General features: G+C 65.7%; 36 protein-coding genes. 4 read left to right on the top strand and 32 right to left on the bottom strand.

The features are described 5' to 3' along the window. Window positions 1-2 precede the first annotated feature (2 nt). Window positions 3-995 (top strand): dipeptide epimerase, encoded by a 993-nt coding sequence (locus tag SPYCA_RS13660; protein WP_120221241.1) that lies wholly within the window; start codon window positions 3-5, stop codon window positions 993-995. A 182-nt stretch (window positions 996-1,177) separates the two neighbouring features. Here SPYCA_RS13660 and SPYCA_RS13650 read toward each other — a convergent pair whose 3' ends face one another. Then, a complete protein-coding gene (locus SPYCA_RS13650) occupies window positions 1,178-1,573 on the bottom strand; it encodes a VOC family protein (protein WP_120221239.1) in 396 nt (131 codons plus the stop codon). Window positions 1,574-1,769: 196 nt separating this feature from the next. On the opposite strand from SPYCA_RS13650, the gene soxR reads away from it, so the two are divergent. Further along, the gene (gene soxR, locus SPYCA_RS13645; protein WP_120221237.1) at window positions 1,770-2,240 is read left to right on the top strand and encodes a redox-sensitive transcriptional activator SoxR; all 471 of its coding nucleotides are present in this window, start codon (window positions 1,770-1,772) and stop codon (window positions 2,238-2,240) included. Window positions 2,241-2,309: 69 nt separating this feature from the next. Here soxR and SPYCA_RS13640 read toward each other — a convergent pair whose 3' ends face one another. The 7 genes from SPYCA_RS13640 to SPYCA_RS19305 form a co-directional block, all read right to left on the bottom strand. Continuing rightward, complete coding sequence (locus SPYCA_RS13640) at window positions 2,310-2,600, bottom strand: putative quinol monooxygenase (RefSeq protein ID WP_120221235.1); 291 nt, start codon at window positions 2,598-2,600, stop codon at window positions 2,310-2,312. A gap of 17 nt (window positions 2,601-2,617) precedes the next feature. Continuing rightward, the gene (locus SPYCA_RS13635; RefSeq protein ID WP_120221233.1) at window positions 2,618-3,202 is read right to left on the bottom strand and encodes a carboxymuconolactone decarboxylase family protein; all 585 of its coding nucleotides are present in this window, start codon (window positions 3,200-3,202) and stop codon (window positions 2,618-2,620) included. Then, a complete protein-coding gene (locus tag SPYCA_RS13630) occupies window positions 3,202-4,383 on the bottom strand; it encodes an acetyl-CoA C-acyltransferase (protein ID WP_120221231.1) in 1,182 nt (393 codons plus the stop codon). The genes SPYCA_RS13635 and SPYCA_RS13630 overlap by 1 nt, the downstream gene beginning before the upstream one ends. Window positions 4,384-4,437: 54 nt before the next feature. Next, entirely contained in the window at window positions 4,438-4,896 is a 459-nt protein-coding gene (locus SPYCA_RS13625; RefSeq protein WP_120221229.1) for a MaoC family dehydratase, read from the bottom strand. Between the two features lie 93 nt (window positions 4,897-4,989). Continuing rightward, on the bottom strand, window positions 4,990-6,180 hold the full coding sequence (locus SPYCA_RS13620) for a mechanosensitive ion channel family protein (protein WP_120221227.1): 1,191 nt from the start codon (window positions 6,178-6,180) through the stop codon (window positions 4,990-4,992). A gap of 153 nt (window positions 6,181-6,333) precedes the next feature. Beyond that, entirely contained in the window at window positions 6,334-7,716 is a 1,383-nt protein-coding gene (locus SPYCA_RS13615) for a putative O-glycosylation ligase, exosortase A system-associated (protein WP_120221225.1), read from the bottom strand. Beyond that, window positions 7,709-7,873, bottom strand: a complete 165-nt coding sequence (locus tag SPYCA_RS19305; protein WP_172595082.1) for a hypothetical protein — start codon at window positions 7,871-7,873, stop codon at window positions 7,709-7,711. The genes SPYCA_RS13615 and SPYCA_RS19305 overlap by 8 nt, the downstream gene beginning before the upstream one ends. Before the next feature lie 66 nt (window positions 7,874-7,939). Between SPYCA_RS19305 and SPYCA_RS13610 the strand changes: the two genes are divergently transcribed. Then, entirely contained in the window at window positions 7,940-9,145 is a 1,206-nt protein-coding gene (locus tag SPYCA_RS13610; protein ID WP_120221223.1) for a TIGR04063 family PEP-CTERM/XrtA system glycosyltransferase, read from the top strand. Between the two features lie 53 nt (window positions 9,146-9,198). After that, window positions 9,199-10,020, top strand: a complete 822-nt coding sequence (locus SPYCA_RS13605; protein ID WP_120222349.1) for a hypothetical protein — start codon at window positions 9,199-9,201, stop codon at window positions 10,018-10,020. On the opposite strand, the gene SPYCA_RS13600 is transcribed toward SPYCA_RS13605, so the two are convergent. From SPYCA_RS13600 to SPYCA_RS13480, 24 genes are all read right to left on the bottom strand, one after another. After that, entirely contained in the window at window positions 10,017-10,343 is a 327-nt protein-coding gene (locus SPYCA_RS13600) for a hypothetical protein (RefSeq protein ID WP_232003318.1), read from the bottom strand. The two genes, SPYCA_RS13605 and SPYCA_RS13600, sit on opposite strands and share 4 nt — an antisense overlap. Further along, window positions 10,340-10,579 carry a hypothetical protein gene (locus tag SPYCA_RS13595; protein ID WP_120221221.1) on the bottom strand — a complete coding sequence of 80 codons (240 nt, stop codon included), beginning with the start codon at window positions 10,577-10,579 and terminating at the stop codon, window positions 10,340-10,342. Before SPYCA_RS13595 ends, SPYCA_RS13600 begins: the two co-directional genes overlap by 4 nt. Before the next feature lie 263 nt (window positions 10,580-10,842). Continuing rightward, window positions 10,843-11,679: a DNA adenine methylase gene (locus tag SPYCA_RS13590; protein WP_120222347.1), complete on the bottom strand. Its 837-nt coding sequence runs from the start codon at window positions 11,677-11,679 to the stop codon at window positions 10,843-10,845. A gap of 309 nt (window positions 11,680-11,988) precedes the next feature. After that, on the bottom strand, window positions 11,989-13,326 hold the full coding sequence (locus tag SPYCA_RS13585) for a phage head morphogenesis protein (protein ID WP_146625144.1): 1,338 nt from the start codon (window positions 13,324-13,326) through the stop codon (window positions 11,989-11,991). A 232-nt stretch (window positions 13,327-13,558) separates the two neighbouring features. Further along, entirely contained in the window at window positions 13,559-14,230 is a 672-nt protein-coding gene (locus SPYCA_RS13575) for a DUF2786 domain-containing protein (protein ID WP_172595081.1), read from the bottom strand. Further along, complete coding sequence (locus tag SPYCA_RS13570) at window positions 14,223-16,265, bottom strand: phage portal protein family protein (RefSeq protein ID WP_120221215.1); 2,043 nt, start codon at window positions 16,263-16,265, stop codon at window positions 14,223-14,225. Before SPYCA_RS13570 ends, SPYCA_RS13575 begins: the two co-directional genes overlap by 8 nt. Continuing rightward, window positions 16,262-17,938, bottom strand: coding sequence for a hypothetical protein (locus tag SPYCA_RS13565; RefSeq protein WP_120221213.1), 1,677 nt, complete (start codon window positions 17,936-17,938; stop codon window positions 16,262-16,264). The genes SPYCA_RS13570 and SPYCA_RS13565 overlap by 4 nt, the downstream gene beginning before the upstream one ends. Continuing rightward, on the bottom strand, window positions 17,935-18,360 hold the full coding sequence (locus SPYCA_RS13560; protein ID WP_120221211.1) for a hypothetical protein: 426 nt from the start codon (window positions 18,358-18,360) through the stop codon (window positions 17,935-17,937). The genes SPYCA_RS13565 and SPYCA_RS13560 overlap by 4 nt, the downstream gene beginning before the upstream one ends. Then, a complete protein-coding gene (locus tag SPYCA_RS13555) occupies window positions 18,357-18,890 on the bottom strand; it encodes a phage protein Gp27 family protein (RefSeq protein ID WP_120221209.1) in 534 nt (177 codons plus the stop codon). The genes SPYCA_RS13560 and SPYCA_RS13555 overlap by 4 nt, the downstream gene beginning before the upstream one ends. 1 nt (window position 18,891) lies before the next feature. Then, the gene (locus SPYCA_RS13550) at window positions 18,892-19,182 is read right to left on the bottom strand and encodes a hypothetical protein (protein ID WP_120221207.1); all 291 of its coding nucleotides are present in this window, start codon (window positions 19,180-19,182) and stop codon (window positions 18,892-18,894) included. After that, on the bottom strand, window positions 19,179-19,538 hold the full coding sequence (locus SPYCA_RS13545) for a hypothetical protein (protein ID WP_146625143.1): 360 nt from the start codon (window positions 19,536-19,538) through the stop codon (window positions 19,179-19,181). Before SPYCA_RS13545 ends, SPYCA_RS13550 begins: the two co-directional genes overlap by 4 nt. A gap of 37 nt (window positions 19,539-19,575) precedes the next feature. Continuing rightward, the gene (locus SPYCA_RS13540) at window positions 19,576-19,911 is read right to left on the bottom strand and encodes a hypothetical protein (protein ID WP_120221203.1); all 336 of its coding nucleotides are present in this window, start codon (window positions 19,909-19,911) and stop codon (window positions 19,576-19,578) included. Beyond that, on the bottom strand, window positions 19,908-20,402 hold the full coding sequence (locus SPYCA_RS13535) for a hypothetical protein (RefSeq protein WP_120221201.1): 495 nt from the start codon (window positions 20,400-20,402) through the stop codon (window positions 19,908-19,910). The genes SPYCA_RS13540 and SPYCA_RS13535 overlap by 4 nt, the downstream gene beginning before the upstream one ends. After that, window positions 20,399-20,653: a hypothetical protein gene (locus SPYCA_RS13530; RefSeq protein ID WP_120221199.1), complete on the bottom strand. Its 255-nt coding sequence runs from the start codon at window positions 20,651-20,653 to the stop codon at window positions 20,399-20,401. The genes SPYCA_RS13535 and SPYCA_RS13530 overlap by 4 nt, the downstream gene beginning before the upstream one ends. After that, window positions 20,650-20,877, bottom strand: coding sequence for a hypothetical protein (locus SPYCA_RS13525; RefSeq protein ID WP_120221197.1), 228 nt, complete (start codon window positions 20,875-20,877; stop codon window positions 20,650-20,652). Before SPYCA_RS13525 ends, SPYCA_RS13530 begins: the two co-directional genes overlap by 4 nt. Further along, the gene (locus SPYCA_RS13520) at window positions 20,874-21,593 is read right to left on the bottom strand and encodes a regulatory protein GemA (protein WP_146625141.1); all 720 of its coding nucleotides are present in this window, start codon (window positions 21,591-21,593) and stop codon (window positions 20,874-20,876) included. The genes SPYCA_RS13525 and SPYCA_RS13520 overlap by 4 nt, the downstream gene beginning before the upstream one ends. Further along, entirely contained in the window at window positions 21,590-21,811 is a 222-nt protein-coding gene (locus SPYCA_RS13515) for a hypothetical protein (protein WP_120221193.1), read from the bottom strand. Before SPYCA_RS13515 ends, SPYCA_RS13520 begins: the two co-directional genes overlap by 4 nt. A gap of 2 nt (window positions 21,812-21,813) precedes the next feature. Continuing rightward, a complete protein-coding gene (locus tag SPYCA_RS13510) occupies window positions 21,814-22,074 on the bottom strand; it encodes a hypothetical protein (RefSeq protein WP_120221191.1) in 261 nt (86 codons plus the stop codon). Further along, the gene (locus SPYCA_RS13505; protein WP_120221189.1) at window positions 22,071-22,346 is read right to left on the bottom strand and encodes a hypothetical protein; all 276 of its coding nucleotides are present in this window, start codon (window positions 22,344-22,346) and stop codon (window positions 22,071-22,073) included. The genes SPYCA_RS13510 and SPYCA_RS13505 overlap by 4 nt, the downstream gene beginning before the upstream one ends. Then, complete coding sequence (locus SPYCA_RS13500; protein ID WP_120221187.1) at window positions 22,343-22,534, bottom strand: hypothetical protein; 192 nt, start codon at window positions 22,532-22,534, stop codon at window positions 22,343-22,345. Before SPYCA_RS13500 ends, SPYCA_RS13505 begins: the two co-directional genes overlap by 4 nt. Then, window positions 22,531-22,920 (bottom strand): hypothetical protein, encoded by a 390-nt coding sequence (locus SPYCA_RS13495; RefSeq protein WP_120221185.1) that lies wholly within the window; start codon window positions 22,918-22,920, stop codon window positions 22,531-22,533. Before SPYCA_RS13495 ends, SPYCA_RS13500 begins: the two co-directional genes overlap by 4 nt. Next, complete coding sequence (locus tag SPYCA_RS13490) at window positions 22,902-23,204, bottom strand: hypothetical protein (RefSeq protein WP_146625140.1); 303 nt, start codon at window positions 23,202-23,204, stop codon at window positions 22,902-22,904. The genes SPYCA_RS13495 and SPYCA_RS13490 overlap by 19 nt, the downstream gene beginning before the upstream one ends. After that, window positions 23,188-23,442 (bottom strand): hypothetical protein, encoded by a 255-nt coding sequence (locus SPYCA_RS13485; RefSeq protein ID WP_120221180.1) that lies wholly within the window; start codon window positions 23,440-23,442, stop codon window positions 23,188-23,190. Before SPYCA_RS13485 ends, SPYCA_RS13490 begins: the two co-directional genes overlap by 17 nt. Then, window positions 23,439-24,038 carry a host-nuclease inhibitor Gam family protein gene (locus tag SPYCA_RS13480; RefSeq protein ID WP_120221178.1) on the bottom strand — a complete coding sequence of 200 codons (600 nt, stop codon included), beginning with the start codon at window positions 24,036-24,038 and terminating at the stop codon, window positions 23,439-23,441. The genes SPYCA_RS13485 and SPYCA_RS13480 overlap by 4 nt, the downstream gene beginning before the upstream one ends. Window positions 24,039-24,259: the final 221 nt, after the last annotated feature.

Below are 24,259 nucleotides of genomic sequence, written 5' to 3'. Positions count from 1 at the left end.
CCATGGCTATCCAACTGAAAAGCGCGCGCGTCGAACGCTGGCCGGTCGCGGGCTCGTTCGTCATCAGCCGCGGCGCCAGGGACCATGTCGACGTCGTCGTCGCCGAAATCGAGGGAGACGGTGCGGTGGGACGCGGCGAGGGGACGCCGATCTATTATCTGGGCGAAGATGCGGCGGCGTGCCGCGACCAGATATTGCTCGCCGCGGCGCATCTCGCCGGGATGGACGCGGCCGAGGCGCGCGCCGCGGTGCAGGAAATCATGGCGCCGGGCGCGGCGCGCAACGCGCTCGATTGCGCGCTCTGGGATCTGGAGGCGCGGCAGCGCGGCGTGAGACTCTGGCAGCTTGCGGGCTGCGACGGCGCGCCGACCGCGCGCACGACCGCCTTCACCATCTCGCTCGGCAGCCCCGGCGCGATGGCCGAACAGGCGGCGACGGCGGAGGCCGACGGCTATCATCTGCTCAAGATCAAGCTGACCGGCGAGGACGACCGGCTGCGCGTCGCCGGGGTGCGCAAGGGCGCCCCTCATGCCCGGCTGATCGTCGATGCCAACGAAAGCTGGGGACAGGTCGACATATTGGAGGAGGCCGAGGCGCTTGCCGACATGGGGGTCGAGATGATCGAGCAGCCGGTGCCGGTCGGCGCCGACGCCTTGCTCGATCCCGTTTATGCGTCGATCCCCTTCGTCGCCGACGAAAGCTGCCAGACGGCAGCCGACGTCGCGCGGATCGGCGCCTTTTACGACGGGGTGAACATCAAGCTCGACAAGGCGGGCGGGCTGACCGAGGCGCTGCGCATCGCCGACGCCGCCGACGCCGCGGGGCTGGCGATCATGGTCGGCTGCATGTTGTCGACCAGCCTTGCGATCGCCCCGGCCTTTGTGCTCGCCCAGCGCGCGCGCTGGGTCGATCTCGACGGTCCGGCGCTGTTGGAGCGGGACCGCGAGGGCGGGTTCGAGTATCGCGAGGGGCGGATCGGCCCGCCGGTGGGCTGACCGCGAAATCCGTTCGTGTCGAGCGAAGTCGAGACACCCCACAGGCATACACGACCGATGGGCATCTCGACTTCGCTCGATGCGAACGGATTTTCCAACCTTCTTAGAGCGGCGTGCTTGCCAGGATCGCGGTCCTTCGTCGTCAATCCGACCGCGCGCTTGACCGACACTTGATGCCCGGTTCAGCCCGCACGCGGCTCGGCATAGCTGACGACTTCATATTCGATGCCGTCGGGATCGAAGAAATAGAAACGGCGGCCGGGTTCATAGTCGCCGTGGTTGAACGGCGTGAGGCCGACCGCTTTCACGCGCATTTCGATGGTGTCGAGGTCATCGACCTGCACCCCGACATGGTTGAGCGGTTCGCCCTTGGGATAGCGGACGCCTGCATGCTCGCCGTCGGGGCCGGTGTAGAGCGCGATATAGGCGGTGTCGCTGCCGAGGTGGATCGTGCGGCCGCCATCGCGCGCCGGGCCGCGCCAGCGCTCGTGCCAGCCGAAGATCGCCGACAATATGCCGGCGGTGCGGTCGGGGTCGCTGACGGTGAGGTTCACATGTTCGATGAAGGGGTGCGTCACGGGGGGAACTCCTGATTCGGGTTGACGCCGCGACTTATGAAAGCTCAAGTCGAGTTTAGATCAAGAGGAAATGACGATCATTCTCTGGTCCGTCATTGCGAGCGAAGCGAAGCAATCTCCAGCTGTCGGCCCGGCTGTGCCGACGGCTGGAGATTGCCGCGTCGCTTCGCTCCTCGCAATGACGGGAGTTTATGTCATGCACCGCACCGACCTGATTTCGATCGGCGAGCTGGCCGCGCGCACCGGCGTCGCGGTATCGGCGATCCGCTTTTACGAGGCGAAGGGGCTGATCGAGGCGCTGCGCACGCGCGGCGGGCAGCGGCGCTTCCTGCGCGCCGACATCCGCCGCGTGTCGTTCATCCTGATCGCGCAGCAGATGGGGCTGAGCCTTGAGGAGATCGGCGCCGAGCTGGCGCGGCTGCCCGCCGGACGGACGCCGAATGCCGCCGACTGGACGCGGATCAGCACCGGGCTGCGCGCGCGCATCGACGCGCAGATCGCGGCGCTGACGCGCACGCGCGGCCTGCTCGACCAGTGCATCGGCTGCGGTTGCCTGTCCTTGAAGAAATGCCGACTCTACAACGCGCAGGACAAGGCGGCGCAGCGCGGCGCGGGGCCGCGCTATGTGCTGGGCGACCGGGCGGGGGAGATTGCCGAGGTGGGGTGAGCGGCGGCTGTTTTGGGGAGGATCGCCTCAGACCGCTATCAGCCGAAACCCGCCGTCCGCAACCGGTCCTCAGGCGGCGGTCAGCCGCTCGATCTCCGGCGCGCCCGCGAGGCACGGGCCGAGCTTGGCGCCCAGCCTGCGGAAATGCTCCGACGCACGGTGCGCTTCGACCGCGGCGTCATTGTCATAACATTCCATGACCTTGTAGACGCCCGCCGTTTCGGTGCGGAACAGTTTATAATAGCTGTTGCCGCTCTCGTTCGCGCTCACCGCGGCGGCGAGTTCGGCGAAGACGCCCTCAAAGGCCTCTTCCTTGCCCGGCTGCACGCGCAGCGTGGCGATAATGCCGATGGCACTCATGTCCTTATCCCTTCCCGTCAGGCCTTGAGGTCGGGGTCGACCTCCCATCCTTCCTCGACCTGAACGCCGAAGCTGTTCAGGATCATCGAGACCTGCGTATATTGCCCGACTGTCATCACCAGGTCCATGCGCCCCTTGTCGCCGAGCGGCGCGAGCGCGGCCCAGGTCGCGTCGCTGACGAAATGGTTGGCGGTCAGCTCGTCGGTCGCGCGGAGCATCGCGCGCTCGATGTCGCCCCATCCCGCTGCATCGGGTCCAGCCTTGATCCGCACAATCTCCGCTTCGGAAAGTCCGCAATCGAGGCCGATGCGTTTGTGCTGCGTCCACTCGTAACCCGACCGGCAATTATAGCCGGTGCGCAGGATGACGAGTTCGCGATTCCGTGGGCTCAGCGCGTTGCGCTTCGACAGGATATAATTGCCCCACGCGAGAAAGGCGGTGAGCGCCTTCGGCGCGTGCGCGAGGGTGCGGAAGATATGAAGGATCTTGCCGCCCCCGACCTTTCCACCCTCGGTGGAAAGGAAGGGTTCGAGCGCGGCGCGCTGTTCGGCATCGAGCCGGTCCAGATCGACCGGCTCGATGCGCGGAGCGCTGAGGCGCATCAGAAGACCTCGAACAGGCCCGCTGCGCCCTGGCCGCCGCCGATGCACATCGTCACGACGGCATATTTGACGCCGCGACGCTTGCCTTCGATCAGCGCGTGGCCGACGCAGCGCGCGCCGGTCATGCCGAACGGGTGGCCGATCGAGATCGAGCCGCCGTTGACGTTGAGCAGCTCGTTCGGAATGCCGAGCTTGTCGCGGCAGTAAAGCACCTGCACGGCGAAGGCTTCGTTGAGTTCCCAGAGGCCGATGTCGTCCATCTTGAGCTCGAAGCGTTCGAGCAGCTTGGGGATGGCGAAGACGGGGCCGATGCCCATTTCGTCGGGTTCGGTGCCCGCAACGGCCATGCCCACATAACGGCCGAGCGGCTGAAGCCCGCGCTTTTCGGCGACCCTGGCCTCCATCACGACGCACGCCGACGATCCGTCGGCGAGCTGGCTCGCGTTGCCCGCGGTGATCGTGTGGCCTTCGCCCATCACCGGCTTCAGGCTGGCCAGCCCTTCGAGCGTCGTGTCGGGGCGGTTGCACTCGTCCCTGTCGGCGACGACCTCCTTGAAGCTGACTTCCTTGGTTTCCTTGTCCATCACCGCCATGGTGGCCTTGCACGCGACGATCTCGTCGTCATATTTGCCCGCGGCCTGCGCGGCAGCGGTGCGCTGCTGCGACTGGAGCGAGTATTCGTCCTGATATTCGCGGCTGATGTTGTAGCGCTTGGCGACGACCTCGGCGGTGCCGATCATCGGCATATAGGTGTCCTTGTGCATCGCGATCAGATCGGCGTCGGTTTCGATGAAGACCTTGCCGCTGCCGCTGACTTTCGAGATGCTTTCGATGCCACCCGCGACGCAGATGTCCTGGCGGTCGACGATGATCTGCTTCGCCGCGGTCGCGATCGTCATCAGACCCGACGAGCACTGGCGGTCGATCGACATGCCGGGGACGGTGACGGGCAGGCCCGACCGCAGCGCGATCAGGCGCGCGACGTTCATCGTCTGCGACCCCTGCTGCATCGCGGCGCCGAAGACGACGTCGTCGATCTCGCCGCCCTCCAGGCCCGCGCGCTCGACCGCGGCCTTGACCGAGAAGGAGCCCAGCGTCGGGGCGAGGGTGTTGTTGAACGAACCGCGCGCCGCCTTGGTCAGCGGGGTGCGGGCGGTGGAAACGATAACGGCGTCACGCATGATGCAATTCCTTTTCGATGAGTTTGGCGAAATCTTTGCCGGGGAGGGCTGAGCTCAAACGAAAAACTGGCTGATCCATTCGGCGATCAGGGCGGGCTTTTCCTCGCCCTCGATCTCGATGGTCACTTCATTGGTCTGCTGCCACTGGCCGGGGCGCTTTTCTTCGAGTTCGAGCAGCTTCACATGGCTGCGCACGCGCTTGCCCGAACGGACGGGGGCGAGGAAGCGGACCTTGTTGCCGCCATAGTTGACGCCCATCTTGACGCCTTCGATCTTCGGCCCGTCGGTGCGCGCGCCGAGCATCGGGATCAGCGACAGCGTCAGGAAACCGTGCGCGATGGTGCCGCCGAAGGGCGTCAGCCTGGCCTTTTCCTCATCGACATGGATGAACTGATGATCGCCGGTGGCGTCGGCGAACTTGTTGATCATCGCCTGGTCGACGAGCACCCAATCGGAGGTGCCGAGATGCTGCCCGACCTTTGACTGCAATTCCTGCGGCGTGATGGTGGCCATAAATCATCCCCTCAATCCTGGTTCGGGGCGCGTTCTAGGCCTCTCCTGCCGCATTGCACAAGGGCCAAGGACTTTGGCCGCGGCGCCGTAGCGTCAGCCCCCGGCGGGCTTTGCCGCCCTGGTCGTCGCGGGGTCGGCATAGGGGAGAATCATCGTCCCGTCGGGCGCCGCGGTAAAGGTCGTCTGCGTCGGATAGGCAAAATCATAACCCGCGGCCGTCATGGCTTCGAACAGGCGGATCGCGACATCGGTGCGCGCGGCGGTCACGACGTCATAATCGTCGCTGAACACGTCGAACAACAGCTCGAAATCGAGGCTCGACGCGCCGAAGGTGACAAAGCTCGATCGAATGAACTCGTGGCCCGCGGCCTTCACCTGTTCCTCCAGCAGCGCGGGCAGGTCGCGCAGCATCGCGGGCGTCGTCTGATAGACGACGCCGATCATGAAGGTCACGCGGCGGCGGTGCAGATGCGCATAGTTGGTGATCTCCTTGGCGAGCAGATTGGTGTTCGAGATGACGAGCAGTTCGCCGTTTATCGAACGGAGCCGCGTGCTTTTCAGCCCGATTCGCTCGACCGTCGCGGTGCTGTTGTCATATTTGATCGTCTCGCCGACGCGGAACGGCCGGTCGAAGATGATCGACAGCGACGCGAACAGGTCCGAAAAAATGCCCTGCGCGGCAAGGCCGATCGCGATGCCGCCGATGCCGAGCCCGGCGACCAGGCCGGTGACATTGACCCCCATATTGTCGAGGATGACGATCGCGGCGACCGCGAACAGCGCAACGCTGATCAGCAGGCGGATGATCCCCATCGCGTTGCTCAGCGTTTCATTATGCCCCTCGGCGGCGCGGCGCTGGATCAGTCCGAGCAGGATTTCGCGCGCCCAGATTGCCGCCTGCAGCACGACGGCGACGGTGAAGGCGTAATGGATCGCCTGCATCACCAGCGCGGGCGGTTGCGCATAACCCGCGACGAGCCGGATCGAGATGATCGCGAGCACCAGCGACTTGGTCTTGTGGATCACGCGCCCGACAATGTCGGTCAGCGTGAACTGTCCCGGCGCCGCCTGCGCGCGCTTCAGCGCGATCCGGCGAATCATCGAAAGCAGGAAATAGATGGCGAGGCCGAGCGCGATCGCGATGCCGATCTCCAGCCAGTGGCTGTTTATCCAGGCGACGCTGCCGTCCAGCCAGTCGCGCATGGCGTCGAGCGGATCGCCGGTCGCGGCACTGGCTTTGGCAGGGGACGTCTTGGCGGCGGCGGTCAGGATCGTGGCGGTCATGCGGGGCCTGTTGGTCCTCTGGTTCGATTGGTGGGACGAAGCATCATGCCCTTGTCGGGCGCGCCCCGGATAGGTCAAAAATCCGCGCGCGTAACGCAAAACCTGTGCGGATGCCTGATCCCATAGCGCTCGGCCGCTGCGATGGTTCCGCTTCTATGGGTTCGCGGGCAGGCTGTGGCGCGCCGGAACCTGTGCCGGGCGCGCCATCAGCGGGCGCCATCCCGCTTCCTGCTCGCGGCGGCGGCAATAGGTCGACAGCCCGATCTCGAGCGCGAGCATCATATAGATGAACGGCTGGAAGGCGATGCCGACGAACAGCGATCCGACCATATAGATGATATGGCCGTGCTGGAGCGCGGTCGCGAGCGGTGCGATCCATTGCTCCTCGGCGCGGCGCGTCTTGAGATAGCGCCGCCGGAGCTGCTCCATGCGGACAAGGCCGATCGCATGGAGGAGCAGCCAGAGCGCAAGCCCCGGATAACCCTGTTCGCCCAGCATCTCGAAATAGCTCGAATGATAGGCGCGCGAATGTTCCTCATACACCGTCGGTTCGGCGTTCTGCGGTGCGGCGGGGTCGTAATCGCTCGCCGCCTTTTCGACGCGCACGCGGTTCTGGATATAGGCCTCGAAGCCGCCGCCGAACGGGTTTTCCTTGGCATAATCCCATGTCCACTGCCACACGGCGACGCGGGTGGAGGCCGACTGGTCGGCGCGGTGGTCGCGGATCGTTTCCATGCGTTCGGTAAAGCTTTGCGGCAGGAAGGGGATCGCGGCGACCGCGAGCAGCCCCGCCCCGGCAATGTAAAGGAAGCGATGCTTGACCGCGCGCAGCGACAGCACGGCGAGCACGGCGAGGCAGACGAGCCCGGTGCGCGCCTGCGTCCCCACGGGCAGCAACATGCACGCAAAGCAGAGCGCGAAGGCAAAGAGCGAGACGCGCCAGTCGGGCGGAAAGATCGTCCCGTGGCGCCGATACCACAGGATGAGCGGAATGATCGCGATGCCGACGGTCGACATGATCGACCCTTCATACAGCCCGTAATTTTCGTTGAGCAGCAGCTGGAGCGTGCCGTAGCCGCCGCCACCCGCCGCGGTCTTGATCCCGCCCGCGATCGCAATGGACGCCGCCGACAGCAGCATGATCAGCGCGAGCGCCTCGATCCGCAGCTTGGTGCGCAAGGTCAGCGGCAGGAAGATCGCCCACAGCAGCGCCTTCCACACCCAGCTCCATTTGTCCGCGGCTTCGACGGGGAAATCGGCGTGGATCGTCGTCAGCCAGCAATAGAGGAGGATGAGGACGAGCAAGCTCTGCCGCCCCGACCATCTGGTATCGCGCTTGTCGTCGGCGACCAGCCAGCCGGTGATCGCAAGGCCGAAGACGATCAGCGAAACCGGGATCGAATTAATGAGGAAATAGCTCAGCCGCTGCGGCGCGACGATGTCGATGTAGCAGAAGCAGAGGACGAACAGGAACGGCTTGCGAAAGCCGACCCCGATGAAGGCGAAGAGAAAGGCGACGAAAACCAGGTCACGCATCGGCCGATGCGTCCTCTGCGGCGCGTTCGGCGTCGCGGCGCTGCTGCCACAGCATCCGCGGGCTCACCTCGCGGTCGAGATCGCCCCGATAGAGCAGGCGCCCCAGCGCGATCGCCATCAGCAAGTGCGTCAGGCCAATGGAGAAATTGTCGACCATATCGGACGCCGCCTAGGCTATCGGGGTTGACGCCGCGTTAAGCCTTGTCTGTCAAAGCCCCGCACGATGACCCGCATATTGCATGTTCTCGACCATAGCCTGCCGACGCACAGCGGCTATACCTTTCGTACCCGCGCGCTGATGAAGGCGCAGGTCGCAAAGGGGTGGGAAGTCGCGGGCGTCACCGGCGTTCGGCATCCCGAGCCTGGCCCTGATGGCGAAACGGTCGACGGATTGACCTTCTATCGCACGCCGCCGATCGCGCCCGCGCGCTCGCCGCTGCGCGAATGGCGCGAGATCGGCGCGCTGGCGCGGCGCGTCGAGGCGCTGGCGCGGGACTGGAAACCCGATGTTCTCCATGCCCATTCGCCGGTGTTGGACGGACTGGCGGCGCTGCGCATCGGCAAGCGGCTGGGTATCCCGGTCATTTATGAAATCCGCGCTTTCTGGGAGGATGCGGCGGTCGGCAACGGGACGGGACGCGAGGGCAGCCTGCGCTACCGGCTGACCAAGGCGGTCGAAACGCACGCCGTCCGATCGGCCGATGCGGTCGCGGTGATCTGCGACGGGCTGCGCGGCGACCTGATCGCGCGCGGGATCGACCCGGCGAAGATTATTGTGTCGCCGAACGGCGTCGATCTGGACCTGTTCGGCGACCCGCCGCCGCGCGACGATGCGCTCGCGGCCGAACTGGGAATCGCGGCCGATGATGCGGTGATCGGCTATATCGGCAGCTTTTACGATTATGAGGGGATCGACGACCTGATCGCCGCGATGCCCGCGCTCGTCGCCGCGCAGCCGACGGCGCGGCTGCTGCTCGTCGGCGGCGGGCCGATGGAGGCGGCGCTGAAGGCCCAGGCGGCGGCGTCGCCCGCATCGGCGCGGATCCATTTCGTTGGCCGCGTGCCGCATGGCGAGGTCGAGCGTTATTATTCGCTGATCGACATCCTCGCCTATCCGCGCAAGAAGATGCGGCTGACCGACCTTGTGACGCCGCTGAAACCGCTCGAGGCGATGGCGCAGGGCAGGCTGGTCGCGGCGTCGGATGTCGGCGGACACCGCGAACTGATCGAGGATGGCGCAACCGGCACGCTGTTCGCGCCCGACGATCCGGCAGCGATGGCGGATGCGCTCGACAAGCTGCTGGCAAATCGCGAGATGTGGCCCGAAAGGCGGCGGACGGCACGTATTTTTGTCGAAAGCCATCGTAACTGGTCATCAAACATTTTACGTTACGAGCCGGTTTACCAGCGACTGCTGCGCGGCGCATGAGGCAAATGGCACGACGCGACGCGGGCCCGATGGGGCCATGGATTTGGGACGATATGGACGAGACGAGCGACTATGGGGCAAAGGGCATGGCGGGCGCGCTGCTGCGCGCGCTCCGGCCCGCGATCCCCGCGGTGATCGGCGCTGCCGCGCTGACCTTCCTCTTTGCCGCGCTGATGCCCTTCGCCTGGGTCAGCGCGATCAGCTGGAACCTCTATCTCGACCGCCTTTCGGATCTGTTCGTGCCGCCGGTCGGCAATGGCGGGCGCCTCGCGCTCGCCTTTGGCATGGCGGCGGTCGCGGCGCTGATCGCCGGTTTTGTCGCGCTGCTGATCGCCAGACCGGAGGCCGCCGGTCTGTCGCGGCTGCGCAATCCGTTTCGTCGGCACGCCGAAGCGAGCGACGATGACGAGCCCGTGTTCACGCGCCGCCGCGCCGACCTCCACCCCGACGATTCGCTGCGCCCCCCGCTCCGCGCGGGGCGTGATCTGCCCGCGGGCGGGCTCGATGGTTTCGAGGCGCCCGTTCTTCAAGCCGCCGCCGATCCCGCGCGCGGCGAAGGTGTCGACATCGCGGCCGACGACGAGCTGATCCTCGCCGACCTGGCGACCGAAGAGGATCTCGGTGCCGACGCGCCCTGGCTCCAGCCCGCCGAAATGACCGCTCCCGCGCCTGCATCCGACCTCGCCGACACGTCGCTCGCCGCGATGGTCGCGCGCTTCGAGGCGGGCCTCGCGCGGCGCCGACAGGCGGCGGTCGCGCGCGCGGCGATTCCGGGCGCGGACGCGGCGGTTCCCGCCGAGGAGCCCGAGATCGACTTCGCGCTCGAAGCCGCGCTCGGCACCTTGCAGCGGATGACGCGGCAATCGGTCGGCTAATCCTCGACCGTCAAAATCTCGATCCGCAGCATCTGCGGATCGCGCCCGCACTCCACCGCGACATCGGCGACGATATGGCCGGGCAGCCGCCATTCGAGCGCGCCCAGCCGCTCCTGTAGCGCGCGGCGCATCGGCTCGGCCTCGCCCGCGGCAAGGGTGCAGGGAAAGATATGACGCGCGCCGACGAAGCTCGCGCTGGCCCAGGGGCGGAATGTCGAGGCGTCGGCGGCCAGGCCGAGCGGCAGCTCGCGGGTCAGCAGGTGGCGCAGGCGGCGGTGCGGGCAACCGGGGCGCGGCGGGCGTGCGGGCGACCAGGACATCATGCCGCGGCTTCCGTTTCGGCGCATTCGCTCACACGCTCCGCGCGCCACTTGTTCATGAAATGTTCCACACGTCTTTTCAATCTCGCGCCCGGTTCGCGTCCGCCGCGCAGGTCGCTGACGAGGCGCGGGTCGCGCACCGCCGCGCGGCCAAAGACCGTCGGCGGCATCGCCGTTTCCTTCAGAAATGCCTCGATTGTGACCGGCCAATAATGGTGTGACGGGATATGCGGGGACATCGGGGCATTTGGGCGGGACCGAAGTGGCCGAAATCCGGGATTTTTGCGGTTTCGACGTGGGATATCGAATTTTTGGCCGGGATGACGTGCATTGCGGCGAAAATGGCGTTTCAATGGCCCTGAAAGGCGCAGAAACGCGTCGGTGCGTCCCACTTATGCGGTTTTCTAAGTGGGACGTCGCAAAGCGCACATATCTGCGGGGCAGAGCCTCGCGGAGTTTTTGGCCGGCCACGCGGAACTGGGACGCGAAGTGGGACGCGAAATCACCCGCTGCCCCCTCCTGAAATGACCAGCTCGCCGACGCGCTTGGCGCGGTCCATCCCGCCGACCGAATAGGTGGTCTTGACGGCCTCCATATCGAAGCCCGCGAAGATCGCGCGGACGTCCGGATGGTCGTTGACGCTGAGCAGGAAGCGCCCGCGGATGGCGCCGAGTTGCTCGGCCATCGCCTCGAACTCCCTGCGCTCGAAAAGAGGCTTGCAATCGTCGCCGACATAGTCGCGCTCAGACCCATAATAAGGCGGGTCGAGATAGAAGAGCGTCCCCGGCCGGTCATAGCGGGTGATAAACTCCGACCAGGGCAGCCGCTCGATCGTGACGGATGCCAGCCGCTCATGAGCCGCTTCGAGCAGCGGCGCCAGCTTGGTGATGTCGAAGCGCGCCGCCGTCGTCGGCGACACGCCGAAGACGCGGCCGGCGACCTTTCCGCCGAAGGATGCCCGCTGAAGATAAAGGAAGCGCGCGGCGCGCTCCAGATCGGTCAGCGTGGTCGGATCGGTGCGAAGAAGCTGCTCGAAACCCAGCCGCGTCGTCAGCTGGAAGCGAAGCATGTCCATGAAGGCGACGTAGTGCCGTTGGAGGATGCGAAAGAAGGTCGCAACATCGGCCGACCAATCGTTGATCGCCTCGGCCTGCGGTCGATGATCCCGGCGCAGGAAAATACCGCCCATGCCGACGAAGGGCTCCGCATAGGTGACGTGCGGGATAGTGTTGATCCGCTGCACGATACGCTTGGCAAGGTTGCGCTTGCCACCGATGTAGCCTGCGACAGGACGGGTCGGCGCAACGGGCGACAGCCCCGCCGCGGGAGAGGAAGGCAGACTCGACACGATTATCAATGTTCCCTATTCGTTCCGCCGTCCGGTCGGACAGGCGGGGTGGTCCAGCTCTTCGTTTTCTAGAGCGGAACCGGTTGGGCCATGACGGGTGTCCTCCGTCGGTTAAAGGGCGCGCCAACGCCCTTTCCCCCGCCTCTTTCGGCGGGAATTGAGAATTGATGGCTTGGGTGCTATATCGGCCGTGCAGTGAGCGCGACGCGGTGAATTCTTCCCTCCGTAGCGCGAGGTTTCGGCCGTCGACCGCTTTAGCAGGGGACCGGAAGTCCCTGCCGCTCGCTGCCCCTTCCGTCATTAGCGGCGATCCAGCAGGATTTCGAGATTGCGCGTTTCGGGTGCGATGTTGCGCGCGCGACTCCTGTGGAAACTCACCACCGCCGGAAATCCGACCCCGGCGTCCTGACGAACTACCGCCTTCCAGAGACGGCCAGCTTCGTCAGCGAAATAGATCAAACGGTTGTCGCCCTGCATCGCGACGAGAATGGCACGTTCGACGATGTCGGGAAGCATCCGATAATCCGCAATCGTCAGTTCGGGATGACCGGAAGAAATGTTGGGGAACTCGCCCAGTTGTTTGCGATATACCTTGCCCGGCAGCATGACGATGCGCGATGCGGCCGCGATCGTGGCCTGATGATCCGGATCGAGGATCGCGACGGGGAACGCACCATCCGGCATCGCAAGGAACTGCTCGAACGCCGGGTCGCCGATCAGTTGACGGAGCGTGTGGTGGGCGGCTTGATCGTTGCCAGCCGCAAGGGCGGATTTCAGCGAAGCCGTCGCGCGATCGGCGAGGACGCGAAGGTGCGCGGTGCCGGGATTGTAGCCGAAGCCCGGCGCGACACCCTGCGGCACCGACACGATCTCGCCCGCCGCCGTTATGAAGTCGTGGCGCGGCGGATTGGGCGCCTCGTCGAGCTTCCAGCCCATGCGGCGCATCCGCGCTTCGCTGACCTGCTCGACGCGGCAATTGCAGCCCCAGCCGTTAGGCGGGAACATCCATTGCCACGCGTGATCATCGACGCGCAGGATCAGGCCGTGCCAGCTCTTGTGATCGAGGCGCGGGTGCTTGCGGAAATGGTCAGAGCGGTAACGCAGATAGGGGAACAGCTCCTTTTCGCGCTGATATTTGCGCCACCGGCCAGCCGCCATGCTCATCCGGATGTTGGTCCGGTAGATTGTGCGCAGGCGGCGTTCGTTGACAATGACGGGATCGGGCGTGCCGGTCAGCGCCTCGTCCTGGACGACGCCCCACCAGCCGTGCTTCTTCAGCTCGGGGAGCAGGTTCGCCTTCCACTGCTCGAACGTGCCGCCGCCTTGGATGACGTCGTCGAGCGATTTGTGGATCGCGGTGAGGAGATCGAGCTTCGCGATCTTGGCGACGGTGAAGGCTGCCGCGTGCTCTTCCTGCCAAGTGTCGGTCCAATGCTCGGAAAAGCGATAGTTCGACCGCTCGACCCAGGCGGCAATGATGTCGCCTGGGTCCATGTAGATCGTGTCGCGGAGGTCGGGGCGCGTCGTCATAGCAGGCCCTCTGCCTTGAGCCGTTCGACCAAGGTAATCGGCATGTCCTCGACCATTTCGCTCTCGGGCTCGCGAAATAGATCGCCGATGCGGCGCCAGCGCGACCACCAGAGCTGACCCGCCATCCTCATGCCGCGCTGGTCATCCTTTGCCTCGGCCGCGCGATATCGACGCGCGTATAGCGAGAGACGCCGCCGCCATTCCTTCGGCACGGTGCGCCAGTGCGGCCCGCAGATGACTTCAGGCGGCGAGCCGTCGTTATGCGGCGCGGCGCGAGTCGTGCCCCGCTTGCAGCCCGGCACGAGGCAATTGACGCGCGGATATGTCGGCCGCGCCCGCTTCACGCTGGCAACGCCAGCCGCGCGGCTGTGCCGCCGACACCCATATGAAGCTGGACGTCATGACCCGCCTCGCGACCGCGCCAATAGTCGTTGCCCGCGACTCGGCCTTTGAGCTTCGCAGCGCGGGAGCCGACGGGCGCGAGGTGCGGATGCCTCTCAGCCAGATATTGGCCGATCAGTTCATCTCCTTGCGGTTCGGGCATCAGCTCAGCGATCTTCTGGAAAACGGCGATTGCCCACCCTTCACAGAATATGTCGGCGCGTTGGCGTTTCCGCGCCGGTCCGCACCGCTTGAGCTGCGTCCGGATATAGTCTGCGCGCGCCGCCTTCAGCCGACGAAACAGCACTGCGAAGGCATAGGCCGCGATCTCAGCCGCCGGTGCCCGCCCGACGTAGGTTCGGTCGCCGCAAGCGGTGATGAAGACTTCCACGCCAAGGGCGCGGCGCACGGTGGCGCACAAGATGCCTTCCCATCGCGGCGGTCGCTGCGTCCGCGATGCGCGCGCGGTTGCCTCCTCGATATCGGCCATAGCGATATGCGCGTCGGACACGCCGTGCGCGTCCATCATTTCGCGCGCCTTGGCGAGCGCGGCGGCCGCCTCATGCTCAGTCGAACCTTTCGCGAGTGCGAGCAGCTTGCGGATTTTGTCGATGATCGCGCGATCAGTCATCGTTGCTCTCCCCGGCATCGAGCGAGGCGGCGAGGCCGGCGGCTTCGAGGTCGGCGCCGATCGGCGCGGTGTCGCCGGGGCCGGCGCCGAGGATGGCGAGCAGCTCGGCGGGTGACCGGGCGGCGCGGATCGCGCCCAGCATGGGATCGGTGAGCGCGCGGACGGCGCGGTAGCCGTCTTCGGCGATCAGATCGTCGACCAGTTTGTCGGTCGCACTGTCGGGGACGTCGCTTTCGGCGAAGCTCGCCTCGCGGATTTCCTTTTCCCACTCCGACTGGATCGGCTCGAAAACCTCGGGACCGAACCGCAGCTCGCCGCGGAACGGGGTCACCTTTTTCAGGTCGACGTCGCCCGGCCAGTAAGTGAAGGTGATGTGCGGCAGATAGTCGGGATAATCCCAGCTGCATCCGGCGTCGCGCATCTCGCGATTGCGCTGGTTGAGATGGCCCGAGAAGAAGTGGAGCGCGACGGCGCCGTCGGCGCCAATCCGGTCGACCAGGCGCGGGCCGCCGAAGGGGACGAGATGCTCGCTCGTGTCTGGACCCCAGCCCCAAAAGCCGCCCATCTTCATCCAATTCACCGGGCGGCGGGAATACATGACGGTGACGTGCAGATCCTTGGGCTCCATCAATTCGGTGAAGCCCTCCTCCCGCGCCCAGGCGAGCAGCTCGGTCGCGCTTTCCTCGGTCAAGGGACGGTAAACGTAGAGCGGGCGCGGATCGTCGGCCGCGAAGCTGATATTGCGGTCGTTGACATTGGGATCGGCGGGATCGTTATCGTTCGCCTCGTCGGCGTCCGGATCGTCGACGTCGACCTTGTCGCCATCGGCGGGATCGGCCGCTTTCGGCTTGCGGACATAGCCGTCGCCATAGGTGTCGCGGAAGCTTTCCTCGGTGCGGACCCAGCCGAGGCGGTCAAGGCTTTCGTCGGTTTCGGCCTGCGCCCTGGTGTCGGCTTCCTGCTCGACCGGGCGCGAGACGATCGGACTGGCGACGTCGGGGCCATAGTTGAGATCGGTCCACCAGCGGGGCACCTCGGCATTGAAGCTGTCGCAGAGCAGATCGGAGTCGGATTTGACGACTTCGAACTTCACGTCCTGATGCACCTCGGCCTGGCTCAAGCTGGAGCCGTTTTGCGTGGTCATCGTCTGCGAGAGGACGATCTTGGCGATCGCCTCGTCCATGTAGCGGACGAGCTGCTCGTAATTGCCGGTTCCCGATCGCGCGGCTTCGAGCAGCTCGATTACCATGCCCTCTGGAACAGCAATCCCGCTGTCGGTGGCGATCGCCTGCAGCGCGGCGAGCAATTTGGCCTGCTCGGACTTCGGCGTGCCGGGCCGGAACTTGCCAACGGCCGTCGGCGAGCCGAACTTGTCGAGGAAGATGTTCCAGAAGCCGATACCGTTGCGCTTGAACAGCACCGGCCAATAGAGCCATTCGGCGAGGCCGCGACCATAGGGCTCGTCGTCGTTCGATCCGCCCGACTTGAACACCCAGAATTTGCGATCGGGCAGAATCTCGCCGAGGCCACCAGCCATGGTCAGCATCCGGAGCCGCATTTGCGCGTCGTAGCGGAAGCGGCGCGCGTGGCGGACCTTAACGCGGTCGATGTCGATCAGCCCATCACGGGCGCCCCACATGATTTCGGAGACGGCGTATCCGTTATAGATGCCATAGAGCATCTTGTCGGTGATGCGGTCCCAGCCGATGCGGTCCATCGTCGCGCCGAAGCGTTCGGCGGCCTCGACCGATCGCGGATCATTCTCGTCGCCAGGCAAGGTCGACCAGGTATGCTTGACGACGGCGAGACGGCGCTGCTGGAACGTCGATTTGACCTGATCGTCCTGATAGACGCTATCGTAGACGCCCCAATCGACCGCACCGGCAAGGCGCGGATCGGCGGGCTGGCGCAACCCCGAAATGAATGGCTGGGTGATGTCGCGGCCGTCGGCCGTCGTCGCGATCTCCGCGCCGAGCTGCGCCGGCAGCCTGCGGTTCGCGGCCGTCGCCGTCCGCTTGCGGGTGCGAGCGTTCATAGTCCAAATCCTCCGGATGAGCGGCGCGACACGGTGCCGAAGCCGCGATTGCTGGTGCCGAAGTCACCGGCGTTGCTTGTGCGCGAGCCGGCGCTCATGAATTCGATGTCGCCGGGATCTTCGGCAGCGGCGGCGATCAGGTGCATGTCGGCAATCGCGTTATCGCCGTGGCGCCGGGCGATCTTGCCGTCTTCCTTGCTCCGCTGCGGTCCGTCGGGGATTTTCGGGATGCCGCGGATCATCTTGATCATCCGCAAATCGTCGAGTTCGCCCTCGTCATAGGGGATTACGAACGTCCGATCCTCGATCCCCGCTTTCAGCAGCGGCATATATTTCAGGTAGGTCTTGTCGCTCGCCATCACCGCCTCGATCACATCGAAGCCGAAGAGCATCTGCATTTTCTCGGCGAGCGCCGAGCCGTTGCCTCGGGCGTCCATCTTGCCGCCGGCGAAATGCGGGACGCGGCGGATCAGCCATTCGAGGATGAATTCCTGATCCGAAAAGGGGACATTGCGCATTTCCAGCGTCAGTCGGCAGACCAAGCGCATATATTCGTCATGCTGCCCAAACTTGACCGGCGAGACGTCGCCGGAGCGCGCGAAATCCTGACCCATGAAGGTGCGGCGGGAGGGATCGAAGCTGCCGAGCCAGGGCTTGACCTCGTCCTCAAGGAATTCGAGCAGCCAATCGCGGCGTCGTTCGTCATCCCACCGTTCGAAGCCATCGGGGCAGCGAAGGCGAACGACGGGGAGTTCGGCCGACATCGCTTCGATGATCGTGGCGCGCGCGAGATAGGTGCCGGTCCCGCGTGAAGGAATAACGTCCAGCTCTTCGTCGGCGGCGTCGCCATAGGTCTTGCGGAGATCGGCCTCCCACTTCGCCTCGGCCTCGGGCGTCCAGTCCTTCCCCTGGACAAGGCAAATGCGCTGGTAGAGCCCGGCGGCGATCGCATCCTTCAGCGTGATGCGGTGAACGTGGCCGCCGCGCTTGCCGGCGCGGATCTCTTCGACCAGGGTGTTGAAATAATTGTCAGTGCCGTCGTGGGTCGAAATGACGATGACGCGGCCGCCCCACATGAGGGCGGCGAGGATCGCCTTGATCAGCTCTTCCAGATTGTCGTGAAAGGCCGCTTCATCAATGATGAAGATGCCCTGCTTACCGCGCACCGATCGCGGGCTGGACGGCAGCGCGACCACCGCCTTGCCCGACGGAAAGTCTATCCGGAAGGATTTGATCGACTTGCCGGCGTCGCCTTTGATCAGGAAGCCGCCGCGCGCCTCCTGGACAACGCGATCGGAGCGGAAATCGCCGTCGGCGGCATCGACCAGGACTTTGCCCGCCGTATCGAGATAGCTCCCGTCGAAACGGCGCTGGACGAAGCTGTCGGCCCGATCCTCGTCGGGCAGCGAAACGCGGACATCCTCGAATGCCTGCGCGAAGTCGGCGCAATAGCCGATGAACTCGCGCGCCATGTCGAGATTGTAGCCGATATAGTAGACGTTCTGCGCGCCGGTCGCGACCGATGCCATAAGGTTCGCCCAGGGCGAGAAGGCGTAGGACAGGCCGATACGGCGCGACTTTTCGACCACGAGGAATTGATGCTCCTCGGCGAGTTCGATGCTTTCGACCTGATACGGCAGCAGCACCGTCGGGGCTTCGGCGGCGGCGTTCATCGGCGGCGTATCCTGCTGTTGCGGCGGGTGCGCGGGAGGGGGCGGACGGTCGCGTCTGGATCGAACCACGGCACATTCCCGGCGATGATGTCGTCGATCAGGCGGCGACCGACGGCGATGCCGGCGACGCCGTCCAAGCTGATGAGATCGATGTGCGGGGTCGGATGGCCGGTGCGTCGCGGGCGGCGATGGTTGGAGACGCGCATATTCCAGCAGCGCCCGCTGCAATCGGTCATCGCGAGATAAATGCTCCCGGACACGCGGACGCGGCTGCGCTCCAGCTTGTCGATCGCGAGCCCCCGCGCGATCGCATAGTCGCGCAGCGCGACCGCGAGCGGAAACGGCGTGGCCGCGCGGATGCCCTCGTCGGGGCGCCGCCCGGCAAAGCGCAGGAGCGGTTCGGGCTGATCGGCACCGCTCATTGCGGCTTTTCCCGCATACCGAGGATGCGGCGGCGGATCGTGTCGATCTGTGCTTCGCCGGCGCCCGCTTCGGCCAATGCCTCGACGGCCGCGTCGGCGGCGCGTTGACGTTCGCTGGCGCGGACCTCCTCCTCGAACTCGCGCTTTTCGCGCATCGCCTTGATGACGCCATTGAGAGCGCGAACGAGCTTGGCGATGCGATCGGCGTTCGCGGGCTCCTCATCGTCGCCCATGGCATCCATCGCGCGCAGGACTTCCGACTGCGCGCGATGGATGGCGATGTCGATCAGGCCGGTGTCCACGCCGGCAGGCAGATGCTTTTGCATCGCCTGCCGGACGGCGCGATCGCGGATGATGGTGTCGACAAGCGGGCGGTAGCGATTGGCGTAGCGACCGACGGCCGAGCGCGAGACGCCATATTCGGCGACCGCTTCGTGGATCTCGTCGATCGTGTGCTCGCCTTCGGCGATCAGCCGTTCGACGGCAGCCTGAAGGGCCGGGTTGCGCTCGATAGAGGAACGGGGCGCCACGTCATTCGCCCGTCTTGTGACGGCTGACGCCTTCGAACCGCAGGCGGCCCATGGCCGTGTCGCGGCCGTCGCTCGTCGAGGCGATGACGAGCATCGCGGGCGTTTCGGTGACCTTCAGGAGCCCCTTGTCGGCGAGCCAGCGGATTTCGTCGGCGACATCCGATCGCGCGACGCGATGACCGATCTCGTTGAGCAGGATCGTCGCTGTGTCGTCATCGACCTCGCCGCCGACGTCGTGAATGAGATCGAGGATCGCCCGCCGAACGGTCGGAGCAATGGCAGGATGGATCACCGGCGTCCCTCCGGCAGCGCGAGGGCCTGTATCCACTGGCTCTGTGCCTGAAGCTGGCGGTTGACGCCCTCGATCCCGCCTTCGACCCGGCTCAGCCGCGCGATCGCGTCGGCGAGCTGTGCCAGCACCTGGGCGCGGGTCGGCTCACTTTCGATGTCGTTGCGCAACTCCTTCAGCTCGACTTCGAAAATGCCGACCTTGGATTTGAGATCGGCGATGTCTTTGACCGCCTGGTTGAACGCGGCCAGTTCGGGGAACTTGGTGCGGAGCCAGAGAAGGCCGACCGCCAGCAGGATCGGCAGCGCGAAAACGGCAAGCGGCCAATAGACCATGAACTTTGCCAGTGTTGAACCCATGTGAAACCCCAATGCAGCTGCAAAACAGCGGCGCCTTTCAGGCGCCGCGCGCGGGGATCACATTGTCAGGACGATCTGGTAGAATGCGGCGTCCGTTCGCGGACACCTGTCCGGCGGGGGCGCCAGCGAGCGTGAGGAGTTCGGTTTCGGAAAGATGGCGTCGTTCACCATCGGGCCAGCAGGCGAGATAGACGATCGGATGCTGCGGGATCAAGCGCCGGCATGGCTCGACATAAATGCCGCGCGCAAACAGGATTGCGGCGGCCCGATAGGTGGGGTCCAGAATCTCCATCGCGTCGGGCTGATCGGCCGCCGCCCTCATAGACCGCGCAAACGCGGCGGTATCGGCCGCTACCGGTTGCTGCCGCTTCATTCGGCGTCGCTCGACACGGCGAACATATCGAGCTGGCGTGGATCATGACGGGATCGCCTGGGGACAAAGGGCGCCGCATCATCGCCCTCGTCGGTCGCGTTGACGAGGTGGCTGAGATAGCTGCGCGAGGTTCCGAGGATCGGAACCGCCTCGCCGATCGTCATCCGCTTTTCGCGGATCGCCGCGATGACGCCGGCGCGGCGCGCCTCATGGAGCGCGGCACGTCCGACCGGGACGCGGATCCGGTTGCAGCCGTAGATCCGCGACATGATCGCGGCGCCCTCTTCGCCGATGACCTCCGCCAACCGACCGCGCGCGGACGACGCCGGGATGTAAATCGACTGCCCCCCGAGAGCGTCAACGACCAGGAGCGTGCGATAGGCGCCGATATGGGCGGCCATTTCGCGCATCTGCTCGGTCCACTTTTTGGTGACGCGGGCGTCGGCGGGGATCGGCAGCTCATCGATCGTGCAGGGGCGATCGAGCTTCATCGGGCGCCCGCCTTCGGATAGGCAGCCCATTCGGCCGCGTGCTTCGGACACAGATCTTTGCCTTCGGCGGGCTTGCTCGTGCAGATCGAGCAGATCGGCGCGTCGCAGGTGCCTGTGCGCCGCGCCTTGACCTTCCAGTCGCAGAGCAGGTCGGCGGCCTGGCCGCACTCGATGCACTTGCGGCGCCCGCGCCGACCTGTGCAGACGAAACCGCGGGTGTCATTGCCGAAATTGATGGGGTGGCAGGTCATTCCGGCAATTCCTTGACCTGAAGGACAAGAGCGCCATGGAAGGCTGTCGCTCGCTTGCCTTTCGACTTCAGGGCTTTTTCACCCAGCTTGCTGACCAAAGCGTCGACATCGAGGGACACGCCGATCAGGGCGGGCACACCGACGCGCTCCACGGTGTGCGGCCCGGTCTGACGCCAAACAGGAACGGCGCCACGGAAGCTATCGCGAATCGTGTGGCCGCTCACAGCCGCTGCTCCTTTGCGAGATGCGCGCGGTATTTCTTGCCAAGGGCGCGGAGAGCCTGATCCAGCTCGGACGCCGAGAAGGTCCATTGGTTCAAGGTCGGGCGGCCGACGGCGTTGCCAATCCAGCTGTAGAGCGCGAGCCTGTTCATCAAGCCCGCGTCGTCGAGGCGGGCCGCGAGCTGGCTCAGGACGGCATGGCGATCGGCCTCGGCCTGCGAAAAGGGCGTGCCCGCCGATGTCATCGCGCCGGTCGCGACCACGCCGGCGAGTTGCTCCGCCGACCACCACATAACGCCTTCGCGCTCCAACCAAGCCTTCAGCCCTTCGATCACCGGCATGGCGCCGCGATGGTCGAGGAAATTGATGTGCTGAATATGCGCCTGGCGTTTGACGAAGGCGTTGAGCGCCTCGTCATCGACGCGCTCGATCGCGCCGATCCAGTAGAGAGACCACCAAAGCGCGCGGATCTTGCCGACGTGCGGTCGCTGGCTCTTCGGCCCATTCCACCCGCGATTGAAATGATCGCGCAGGCGGATCAGCTCGGCCACGGTCATGTCCGTCATCGAGTTCTTGCCGGTGATACGCTTTTGCGCCGCGCGGCGGGTTTCGTTATCGACGCCCTGGCGTTTGCAGGCGGCCATGATCGCACGCATCAGCGCGACCTTGGGATCGACGGGCGCGGCGCGGCGGCGGCGCAGTTCGGGAAGGACGGTCACGACGCGTTCCCCCACACATAGCGGGGCGTCCGGTCATAGCCGGTACCGTGCCATCCATCGCGGCGATAGCCGAGAGCGCGGAGCTGGCGCGCGACCTGGGCGCCGCCGAGATCGGGAAGGCCGGCGTTATAGAGATCGCGCAACACGCCGGAGAGGCCGATGTCGAACTTGCCGCGCGTGACGCGCTGCACGGCCAACTTGAATTGCAGGTCGCTCATTTTCACCAACCTTCGATGAATTGGGCGACGTGGGCGCGAAACGCGGCAAGAAGCTCACGCTCTTCGGCGATCAGGAAGGGCGATGGCCCCTCGATGTCGATCACCTTCAGCATGGCGTCTGCGAGCTTGCCGACAACGTCATCCGAAAATGGTATGTTGCCGCTGAAGCGGCCTTCGCGCGCGAAACGCAGCAACTCGGTGGCGGCCTCCGACGCGGACCATGCGGCGACAATCGCCGCCTCGTCGGGAAGGAGCGTTGTCATCGTCCGCTCTCCCGCTCGCGGCGCGCCAGTTCGGCCTGCAACTCGGCGGTCGGGATATTGCCCAACGGCGAGCCCGCGAGCTTCAGCCCGCGGTGGACGCGCGCGTTGCGGACGAGATGTCCCTGGGCGCAGAGGCGGTCGATGCGAAGGGCGACGCCGTGGTTGCTCTGAAGTCCTGTGTGCGCCCGCATTTCCCTATAGGTCGGGGCTTCGCCGGTCGCTTCGATCCTACTGGCGATGAAGGCGAGCAGCTTCTCTTCGTCGGCTTTCATGAAATCACCTCATATTCAGCGATGTCGAGGGGGTGGCCGGTGAGCGTCCAGCGGCAGCCGTTCCGGCCATCGGCGGCCCAGCCCGGCGGGGCGCCGGGCACGTCCTTTGCGATCGAGCCGTCAGCCAGCCGCACGCGGACGCGCTTGCCGATTGCCTCGTCGGGGCAGTGGCCGGGATTGGGCTTCACAGCGGCAGCTCCGGCTCGATCTCGACCGTCATGGCCGGACGCCGCGCGATCTCGCGCGCAACCGCGAGGATCAGCTGCGACAGCTTCTGGAACTCTGCATCGTGCTGGGCGAGCCGCTCGGCGGTCTTATAGGTATGCCTCATCGTCGCATGATTGCGCCCGCCCAGGGCGCGGCCGATCTCACTCCAGCTTTTGCCGAAGACGTCGACGGCAGCGAGAATGATCGCGGCGCGAAGCTTGATATTCCATCCGATGCGGCACGGCGCCACCAGCTCGGTCGCGTCCATGCAGCCGATCTCGGCAGTCGCAGCCACGAGCTGGGGCAACCAGCGACGGAAGCGATCGACGCGGATGGTGACGGTGTCGCTTATTGCATGGTCGGCCATGACACGGCCTCCAGCTGGGCGTTCGCCGCCTCTGGCGACACTTCGGTGAGGTGATCGGCAAAGATGCCGCAAAAGCGATCAAGGTCGGCGCCATCGACGCGGGCCGACAGCGTGAGGCCCGTGATCGCATCCATGATCGCGATCGACAGCCGCCCGTCGACGATCGCGAAGCCGACCCCCGTGAAGCGCGCGTCGTGCGGCCCGACTGCGTCGGGGACCACCTGGGCGCGGATCATGTGGAACCCGACCCGGTCCGAGGTGCTGGCTTCAAATCGTTTTGTCATGGGATTTCACCTCGGCTGCATTGAAGATGTCGGAGAGGAAAGCGGCGACTTCGCCGGCGCTCGCGGGGCCGCCGCCCGCGACGCGGCACAGGCCGAAGCGCGGTTCGTCCTCGTGGCTGGCCCAGGCGGCGAGCACGGCGGTGCCGTCGGCGCCCGGCGCGATCGACGCAGTCCAGCCGTTGTCGAAGCGAAGAAGGATCTGCACCTCCCCCGCGCTGGCGCCGCGAACGCGGATCACGAGCGCACCTCGGCAATCACGGGCGCGGGCGTTTCGACGGTTTCGGGATCGGGCTCTTTCGGCGCCGCGCGATCGATGAAGAATTCGTCACGCTGCGCGACGGTGAAGCCGCCGCGCGAGATCCGCTCCACCACCGGCCCGACGGCCGTCGAGCTGCGCAGCAGCTTGATGAGCGCCGGCTTTTCCAGCTCGGTCTTGACGCGAAGCAGATCGCGGGCGCCCGGATAGTCGGCGACGATCGCCTGGACGAATGCCACTGCCTCTTCGACTTTCATGCCGCGTGGAAGTTTCAGGCTGGGTGTCGTCGTGCGGATGCCGATCAGCGCGCCGGCCAGTTCGATCGACTTGCGGCCCTTTGCCATGTCCGGCCCGGCGACGCCCCACCATGCGCGCAGCTGAAGGAACAGATCTTCGGCCTGCGTCTTCATCGGTGCGACGAGTTCGTCGCGGGACGTCTGGATCGCAAGGATCGCGCGATCGGCTTCGGCCTTCGTGCGGTCGATCTCACCCGTGATGGAAAGATAGCGTTCGAGCGTGGCGATCGCTTCAGGGAGCGTCGTCGGCGCTTGTTGAGGTGCGGCTTTACGGCGGCCCATGGTTATTCCTTTCAGATGAGCGGGGCGAAGATGATGGCGGCGGCCACGAAGGCGCCGGCGAGGACGCTGGAGATCGCCAGCAGCAGCTGGTTCCACAGCGACGGGGGCGGAGGCGGCGCGATCACGGAGTCACCACCATCACGCCGGTGAGCAGCGTGGCGAGCAGCGGCAACAGCCAGGAGAAGGCGAGGACCGCTCCCCGCCATTGCACGCGGCGGACG

It is taken from the genome of Sphingopyxis sp. FD7, from assembly GCF_003609835.1.
Taxonomy (GTDB): Bacteria; Pseudomonadota; Alphaproteobacteria; order Sphingomonadales; family Sphingomonadaceae; genus Sphingopyxis.
Note: the sequence above shows the minus strand (reverse complement) of the source record. Positions and strands in the feature narration are given on the sequence as shown.

Excerpts from the sequence above, each read along its gene's own strand:
- SPYCA_RS13615 (WP_120221225.1), bottom strand. The coding sequence starts at position 7,716 with ATGCGTGACCTGGTTTTCGTCGCCTTTCTCTTCGCCTTCATCGGGGTC.
- SPYCA_RS13660 (WP_120221241.1), top strand. The coding sequence starts at position 3 with ATGGCTATCCAACTGAAAAGCGCGCGCGTCGAACGCTGGCCGGTCGCG.
- SPYCA_RS13515 (WP_120221193.1), bottom strand. The coding sequence starts at position 21,811 with ATGAGCGACCTGCAATTCAAGTTGGCCGTGCAGCGCGTCACGCGCGGC.
- SPYCA_RS13510 (WP_120221191.1), bottom strand. The coding sequence starts at position 22,074 with ATGACAACGCTCCTTCCCGACGAGGCGGCGATTGTCGCCGCATGGTCC.
- SPYCA_RS13620 (WP_120221227.1), bottom strand. The coding sequence starts at position 6,180 with ATGACCGCCACGATCCTGACCGCCGCCGCCAAGACGTCCCCTGCCAAA.
- soxR (WP_120221237.1), top strand. The coding sequence starts at position 1,770 with ATGCACCGCACCGACCTGATTTCGATCGGCGAGCTGGCCGCGCGCACC.
- SPYCA_RS13480 (WP_120221178.1), bottom strand. The coding sequence starts at position 24,038 with ATGGGCCGCCGTAAAGCCGCACCTCAACAAGCGCCGACGACGCTCCCT.
- SPYCA_RS13505 (WP_120221189.1), bottom strand. The coding sequence starts at position 22,346 with ATGAAAGCCGACGAAGAGAAGCTGCTCGCCTTCATCGCCAGTAGGATC.
- SPYCA_RS13490 (WP_146625140.1), bottom strand. The coding sequence starts at position 23,204 with ATGACAAAACGATTTGAAGCCAGCACCTCGGACCGGGTCGGGTTCCAC.
- SPYCA_RS13560 (WP_120221211.1), bottom strand. The coding sequence starts at position 18,360 with ATGAGCGGTGCCGATCAGCCCGAACCGCTCCTGCGCTTTGCCGGGCGG.
- SPYCA_RS13605 (WP_120222349.1), top strand. The coding sequence starts at position 9,199 with ATGGACGAGACGAGCGACTATGGGGCAAAGGGCATGGCGGGCGCGCTG.
- SPYCA_RS13540 (WP_120221203.1), bottom strand. The coding sequence starts at position 19,911 with ATGAAGCGGCAGCAACCGGTAGCGGCCGATACCGCCGCGTTTGCGCGG.
- SPYCA_RS13495 (WP_120221185.1), bottom strand. The coding sequence starts at position 22,920 with ATGGCCGACCATGCAATAAGCGACACCGTCACCATCCGCGTCGATCGC.
- SPYCA_RS13625 (WP_120221229.1), bottom strand. The coding sequence starts at position 4,896 with ATGGCCACCATCACGCCGCAGGAATTGCAGTCAAAGGTCGGGCAGCAT.
- SPYCA_RS19305 (WP_172595082.1), bottom strand. The coding sequence starts at position 7,873 with ATGGTCGACAATTTCTCCATTGGCCTGACGCACTTGCTGATGGCGATC.
- SPYCA_RS13535 (WP_120221201.1), bottom strand. The coding sequence starts at position 20,402 with ATGAAGCTCGATCGCCCCTGCACGATCGATGAGCTGCCGATCCCCGCC.
- SPYCA_RS13595 (WP_120221221.1), bottom strand. The coding sequence starts at position 10,579 with ATGTCCCCGCATATCCCGTCACACCATTATTGGCCGGTCACAATCGAG.
- SPYCA_RS13565 (WP_120221213.1), bottom strand. The coding sequence starts at position 17,938 with ATGAACGCCGCCGCCGAAGCCCCGACGGTGCTGCTGCCGTATCAGGTC.
- SPYCA_RS13600 (WP_232003318.1), bottom strand. The coding sequence starts at position 10,343 with ATGATGTCCTGGTCGCCCGCACGCCCGCCGCGCCCCGGTTGCCCGCAC.
- SPYCA_RS13570 (WP_120221215.1), bottom strand. The coding sequence starts at position 16,265 with ATGAACGCTCGCACCCGCAAGCGGACGGCGACGGCCGCGAACCGCAGG.
- SPYCA_RS13530 (WP_120221199.1), bottom strand. The coding sequence starts at position 20,653 with ATGACCTGCCACCCCATCAATTTCGGCAATGACACCCGCGGTTTCGTC.
- SPYCA_RS13630 (WP_120221231.1), bottom strand. The coding sequence starts at position 4,383 with ATGCGTGACGCCGTTATCGTTTCCACCGCCCGCACCCCGCTGACCAAG.
- SPYCA_RS13545 (WP_146625143.1), bottom strand. The coding sequence starts at position 19,538 with ATGGGTTCAACACTGGCAAAGTTCATGGTCTATTGGCCGCTTGCCGTT.
- SPYCA_RS13610 (WP_120221223.1), top strand. The coding sequence starts at position 7,940 with ATGACCCGCATATTGCATGTTCTCGACCATAGCCTGCCGACGCACAGC.
- SPYCA_RS13635 (WP_120221233.1), bottom strand. The coding sequence starts at position 3,202 with ATGCGCCTCAGCGCTCCGCGCATCGAGCCGGTCGATCTGGACCGGCTC.
- SPYCA_RS13575 (WP_172595081.1), bottom strand. The coding sequence starts at position 14,230 with ATGACTGATCGCGCGATCATCGACAAAATCCGCAAGCTGCTCGCACTC.
- SPYCA_RS13640 (WP_120221235.1), bottom strand. The coding sequence starts at position 2,600 with ATGAGTGCCATCGGCATTATCGCCACGCTGCGCGTGCAGCCGGGCAAG.